Genomic DNA, 6,063 nt, shown 5'->3' with positions numbered 1-6,063 from the left:
GAGCCAGGATCAAACTCTCCATAATAGAGCGCCGTCGACAAGTCGACATTGCTTATAACAGAGCCTTTTGAGGCTCAATCTGTAGTGCTGGTTTGTCTTCCGCAGACCCGAAAGTCCGCCTCAGACGTTTGTTGTTTCTTACGCTCAATGTTCAGTTTTCAAAGAACAATTTGTGTTTCGTTTTTCGTCGGCCGCGCTAACGGCGACTTTTATAATATAACACGGCGCCCATCCGAATTGCAACAAGTAATTTCTTACAGTTATCGGCGTTCCTCGTCAGCCGTACAGGCTAGCTCAAGAGGCGCGAGATATAATGTATCACATGTTCGAGCGGAACGTCAACACAATTGCTCAGATTAATTTCAAGAACAAGCATACCCCTATTCCCGGAATTGCGGCATTCCCCCGAAAGCTTATCCACGAAAGAAAATCGCCCGCTCGCGCAGGCGATTTCAAACGAGCATAGTCCATTGCAGTCCAAGCACTAAACCGATACCCGGAAGGCCGAGTAAAGCGACCGCACCGATCGTAAAAGGATTTAACGGGACATACCACCCCGTAATCCATCCCGAGAAATTCAGCGCGTATATCGCCATCGCCGCCACGATCAAATGCAAGCTGAATCGCATCAACCAGCCTTTGGGTACGCTTTGCCTCAGGAGTACGTATCCGAGCGATACGCAGGATACAATCAGAAGAACAAGCCAAAATGTCTTCATCCCGTAACCTCTCCCCCCTGAATCGGGCCGGGATTGCTCCATTGCCACTTCGCTTGCCTTAGAAGCATCCCCAACTTCTTCTCCGCAGCTTCAAGACAGTAAATCGCATAATCCACGTGATCTTCTCCCAATGCATGATGAAATCTCCATTCGGCAAGATTCCACTCCTGCTCCGCCTTGCGGATATCCGCTATAAGCCGTTGACGTTCGATCGTATGCACCGAGGCCAATCCGCTTTTGCTTTTTCGCTGCACGGCAATCCCTCCCGCGTCTTCAAACTCGTCATCCCGTAGGACAACCTATTACTATTTCTATACCCTGAACGAATCTCTTAGAACGGTTAGGAAGCCTATTGCGAAAAAAATAAAAAAGACGCCCGAAGGCGTCCCTGTTAACCGAATGGATCTCGAAATCTATTATAATTCCCTGCGACCTTCCAAGGCTTTGGAGATCGTCACTTCATCCGCGTATTCCAAATCCCCGCCGACCGGCAATCCGTGAGCGATGCGGGTAACTTTAATCCCGAAAGGCTTCACCAATCGCGAGAGGTACATCGCGGTAGCTTCTCCCTCGATGTTGGGGTTCGTGGCCAAGATTAACTCTTGCACCCGCTCATCCCCCAATCGACGCACCAATTCGGCTATGCGAATATCGTCCGGCCCCAATCCGTCCATCGGGGAGATCGCGCCGTTAAGCACGTGGTAGTGCCCGTTGAACTCTCGGGTTCTCTCCATTGCCACCAAATCCTTGGGCTCTTGAACGACGCAGATGACGGATACGTCCCTAGACTTATCCGAACAAATGCGGCAAGGGTCAGTATCGGTTATATTGCAGCAGATCGTACAATAGGTCAGGTTACGCTTAACGTTAACAAGCGCCTTGGCGAAATCGATCACATCTTCTTCCTTCATTCGCAAGACGTAGAAAGCCAATCTAGCGGCCGTCTTGGGTCCAATGCCCGGAAGTCGGGAGAAGGATTCGATCAGCTTTGCAATCGGTTCTGGATAAAACAAGGCTTCGGTCTCCTCTGATCAATCATATCCGGCTTCCCCGATAATCGAAGGAAGCCGGTTCGGCAATTAGAACAAACCTGGAATTTTCATTCCTCCGGTATACTTGCCCATGTCTTGGTTAGCCAATTCGTCGGCTTTGGTCAAAGCGTCGTTTACGGCCGTAAGAACTAAATCTTGCAGCATTTCAACGTCTTCCGGATCTACGGCTTCCGGCTTGATCTTAATATCGAGAAGCTTCTTGTGGCCGTTGATCGATACCGTCACGACGCCGCCGCCAGCCGTTCCTTCGATTGTTTTCGTACCCAATTCCTCTTGGGCTTTCATCATTTGCTCCTGCATCTTCTTCACTTGCTTCATCATTTGATTCATGTTGTTCATTGTTAAATTGCCTCCCTAGTCGTCTTTTATCGTAACTAATTGTTCCCCGAATAACCGAACGGCTTCATCGATCCAAGGCTCGCTTTTCTCGCCGGCTTCGTCGTCGGGAACGAGAACGAGCTCTTCGCCCACTGACTGCCCCGCGTTCGCCCGTCCTGATTTCTCCGCCATCGCTTCCTGCCATTCCTTCTGCATAACGGTGAGGAGTTGGGTCGAGTTACCGAAAATAGAGCTTAACACTCCTTCGATTACCCCTTTGTTAGCCGGCCTCTCCGTCGTCTCCCGGTGAATCGTATTTCGGAAAGCCACCACGAACGTGTTCTCCGCGAAGGAAACCGGCTCGCCGTCAACCAACCAAGCATGGACGGTTACTCGCTCTTCCTTCACCCGTTGGAGAATCTGCGGCCACTTGCCGATCGATGGCGCCGCCGAAACATGAGCATCGACGTAAGCGTTCAGCTTCAGGCGGGAAACGGGGGCTATGCGAGGCGCGCTCGTCGCTCCGCCGCCTCCCGAAGAGCTCCCGCGCGCGCCTGAACTGCCGCCGCTCGCCACGCCGGCTGCTACCGCATTGCTAGCGGGCGAAATTCCATTCTTCATTAATGCCCCGAGTTTACTCTCCAAGGCGGCGATTTGTTGTTTCAATTGCCCAAGCTCGTTGCGTCCTACCCCGGAGTCGGCAGAACTCGTACTGACAGTAGATGCCGTTTCCGTCGAAGATGACACGCCGGGGTTATCCGAGCAAAGCTTCAATAAGGCAATCTCGAACATCGTTTGAGGATGGGCCGCGTATTTCATTTCGCTTTGATAACGGTTCAACAAATCAATAATAGCAAATAACCGTTCGCGAGAAAATCCGTTTGACATCTCTTTCAACTCGGCTGGATTAGCAATGCGCCCTGAGGAATCCCCTGCGTCCGGCGCCAATTGCGCGAGCAGCAGATCCCGAAAGTAATGCATGAGCTGCTCCAAGCACTTGTCCGCGCTTTTCCCCGCCTTCATCATGCCGTCAATTTCCGTCAGCACCTTCGAAGCATCCTTATCGCGGATCGCAATGGCAAGCCTGGCGAACTGCTCGGAAGGTAGCCCGCCTGTCGCTTCGACGGCTTGCTCAAGGCTGACCTGTCCTCCCGTGAATGAAGAGATCTGATCCAGCAAGCTGATCGCGTCCCGCATTCCCCCATCGGATAAGCGGGCGATAAAGCGAAGAGCCTCTTCCTCCGCCGATATCCCCTCTTCCGTGCAGATTTCCCGAAGCAGACCCGCCTGCTCTTCCAAAGAGACTCTGCGAAAGTCGAAACGCTGGCATCGCGAGATAATCGTTGGAGGTAGCTTGTGGGGCTCGGTAGTCGCCAATATGAACATTACGTGGCCGGGGGGCTCCTCCAACGTCTTAAGCAGAGCGTTGAAAGCTTCCGTCGTCAGCATGTGCACTTCATCGATAATATACACTTTACGCCGAACTTCCGTCGGCGAGTATTTGACTTTGTCGCGTATGTCGCGAATTTCTTCCACTCCGCGATTGGAGGCCGCATCGATCTCTACAACGTCCATTACCGAACCGCTCGTGATACGCTCGCATTGCGAACATTCGTTGCAGGGTTCCGGCGAAGGGCCATGCTCGCAGTTTACCGCTTTAGCCAGTATCTTGGCTGCGCTCGTCTTTCCGGTACCTCTCGGCCCGCTGAACAAATACGCGTGGGAAAGCCGATTCTCGCGAATCGCGTTTTGCAAGGTTTGTACGATATGTTGTTGCCCGACCATGTCCTTGAACGTCTGGGGACGCCAGGCGCGGTACAAAGCAAGATGTGCCATTGCTAGTCGCTCCCGTCAGCTTACCGTTTCATCCATTATACATCATAGGATGACCGGGCTCCACCGCCAGCAGCGATTTCTTAATCGTCAGTTCCCGACGCGCACGGCAACTTCACGATAAATCGCGTCCCCCCCTCATCGGAAGACACCTCGATGCTTCCGCCTAAATCGTGAACGATCCGTTGGCAAACCGACAGTCCCAATCCGGTCCCTTGCGGCTTCGTCGTAAAGAAAGGGTCGAATACTTTTTCCAACGCCTCCGCGTCGATCCCGGATCCGGTATCGCTGATCTCGACTGCGATTTTGTCCGTTTCGTAAGGATCGTGGTAATCCCTAATTATTAAAGTCCCTCCCCCGTCCATCGCTTCGATCGCATTTTTCCCTAAGTTAAGAAACACTTGCTTCAGTTGCTCTTTATCGGCCAATATCGGAGCAAGCTCCGGTTTGGGATAATAAAGAACGGTCACGTTGTGCAATAGAGCCTCATTGCGGATCATTGGCAAAATTTCTTGCAGCACGAGTCCGACCCTCATCGATACCAGCCTGATCTCCTTGGGTTTGCTCAGCAGCAGAAACTCGCTCACTAAATCGTTCACTCTTTCGAGCTCCGACAACACGATGCCCACGAACTCCTGCTCTTTCTCCATGCTTCTGTCCGCCAAGGATTTGTTTAACAGCTGCATGAAGCCTTTGATCGCCGTTAACGGATTTCTGATTTCATGGGCAGTGCCCGCCGCGATCTGACCGATCGTCTTTAATCTATCCGAACGCCTAATTTGCTCTTCCAAAGTCAAGAGATGGGATACATCTCTGAAGAGGACGAACGCCCCCTTGATTGCGCCCTTGTCTTGCAGAACTTCGCCGTCCAGCATTAGCTTATGATTATGCTTGTCCAGCTTCCAATTCATGACCCGGTTTCGAAACGTATCTCCTTCAAGTAAGCTCCGTCCGAACGGTTTGGGGTGCAAAGAGAGCGAGTCGAACCATTTCTCGGCAGACTGATCTATAATGTCGGTTCTTTTGCATCCGAAAAGGGAACAAACCATTTCGCTGACTTCTACTATTCGAAATTCCGAATCCAGCAACAGTACCCCTATACCCTCGTAAGTCAGGAAACGATTAGCGAACTGCCGAACGAACATCTCCTGCTTCGTAAGATTCGAACGGATTGAATCCTCTTCTGCCGCCAATGCCGGTTCGTCCATCATTGTATTCACCTCCGGTCAACGAGCCAGCCAAATGTAAATATTCGGTATATTACAGTCGATTCCCTCCTTCGGACCTAAGACGTGAGAAGTAATTTTTCGAAAGTAAAAGCAAAAAAAGCACCTCGACGAGTTCGTCGCGGTGCTTCTCTTACGCTATTTATAGTTCTGCCTATTCGCTTGTTAGGACCGTGCACCTGATTTCGATAATTGTGATCCAGCCGAATAAGAGTGAGTCGCTCAGGCCGAGCTACCCCCCAGCACAAGAACTAAACCACTTATGGCTGCTTCCTTCCGGACCTGACCGGGTTCATGGCCGTCCCTCGCGGAGGACCCTGCCGTCAACACGGCACGAAACTTATCGGAACCTGCATCACAAAACCTAAAACAGGAATTCAACCTCGCTGGAGCGGATTGCGAGTTACAGGGCACCGCTACCTCCCCGTCTAGCACGGCTAACTTAGTATAGCGAATTGAAAGAGGAAGTGCAACCGAAGGAAACAGTTTCCTTCGGTTTATTTCGTTATTTCATCGACGTTACGTGTATGGTGTACCGTGGGAAGTTAAACCGAAGCACCGTCGCGGCTTGCTGCTCCAAAGTCGGAATTTCCCGAGCTTGCAACCCTGGGGCGAGCTTGATCGTGACATAGGCATCCGCACCATTGAAAGTCACGTTCGAATCGGATACCCCCGGCAAGTTCTTGATCGCTTGCTTCATCGAAGCGTTGTCCCTATCGTAATCGGTCACCGCATGATGACCGGGAAGATGGGAATGGTTGTTGGCCATCCCACGCATACCGTTATTTCCGATACTTTCCGCTTTTACTCCGTTAGACTTTGTCGCATCGTTATTCCCGCAGCCGGATACGATCATCAAAATACACAATATAGCCGCGACATGCTTAATGGTTTTCCAATGCTTGAGCATGAAAA

At 51.5% G+C, this 6,063-nt stretch carries 7 protein-coding genes and 1 other RNA gene; all 8 read right to left on the bottom strand.

Annotated elements, in window-relative coordinates; genetic code table 11:
• Positions 1-452: 452 nt before the first annotated feature.
• The 8 genes from DFP95_RS23355 to DFP95_RS23320 all read right to left on the bottom strand — a co-directional run bounded on the left by DFP95_RS23355 (position 453) and on the right by DFP95_RS23320 (position 6,058).
• The gene (locus DFP95_RS23355; RefSeq protein WP_115995100.1) at positions 453-719 is read right to left on the bottom strand and encodes a pro-sigmaK processing inhibitor BofA family protein; all 267 of its coding nucleotides are present in this window, start codon (positions 717-719) and stop codon (positions 453-455) included.
• Positions 716-973: a DUF2508 family protein gene (locus tag DFP95_RS23350; protein ID WP_245987906.1), complete on the bottom strand. Its 258-nt coding sequence runs from the start codon at positions 971-973 to the stop codon at positions 716-718. Before DFP95_RS23350 ends, DFP95_RS23355 begins: the two co-directional genes overlap by 4 nt.
• Before the next feature lie 162 nt (positions 974-1,135).
• Complete coding sequence (recR, locus tag DFP95_RS23345) at positions 1,136-1,732, bottom strand: recombination mediator RecR (protein ID WP_115995099.1); 597 nt, start codon at positions 1,730-1,732, stop codon at positions 1,136-1,138.
• 66 nt (positions 1,733-1,798) lie between these two features.
• Positions 1,799-2,110, bottom strand: a complete 312-nt coding sequence (locus DFP95_RS23340; RefSeq protein WP_115995098.1) for a YbaB/EbfC family nucleoid-associated protein — start codon at positions 2,108-2,110, stop codon at positions 1,799-1,801.
• 15 nt (positions 2,111-2,125) lie between these two features.
• Positions 2,126-3,925, bottom strand: coding sequence for a DNA polymerase III subunit gamma/tau (dnaX, locus tag DFP95_RS23335; RefSeq protein WP_115995097.1), 1,800 nt, complete (start codon positions 3,923-3,925; stop codon positions 2,126-2,128).
• Between the two features lie 80 nt (positions 3,926-4,005).
• On the bottom strand, positions 4,006-5,133 hold the full coding sequence (locus DFP95_RS23330) for a two-component system sensor histidine kinase NtrB (RefSeq protein WP_115995096.1): 1,128 nt from the start codon (positions 5,131-5,133) through the stop codon (positions 4,006-4,008).
• Positions 5,134-5,319: 186 nt separating this feature from the next.
• Positions 5,320-5,585, bottom strand: an RNA gene (gene ffs / locus DFP95_RS23325) — signal recognition particle sRNA large type.
• Positions 5,586-5,653: 68 nt separating this feature from the next.
• Positions 5,654-6,058: a hypothetical protein gene (locus DFP95_RS23320; protein ID WP_115995095.1), complete on the bottom strand. Its 405-nt coding sequence runs from the start codon at positions 6,056-6,058 to the stop codon at positions 5,654-5,656.
• Between the last annotated feature and the right edge of the window lie 5 nt (positions 6,059-6,063).

The organism is Cohnella lupini, from assembly GCF_003386205.1.
Classification (GTDB): domain Bacteria; phylum Bacillota; class Bacilli; order Paenibacillales; family Paenibacillaceae; genus Cohnella; species Cohnella lupini.
This window is presented reverse-complemented; position numbering and strand designations above follow the sequence as displayed.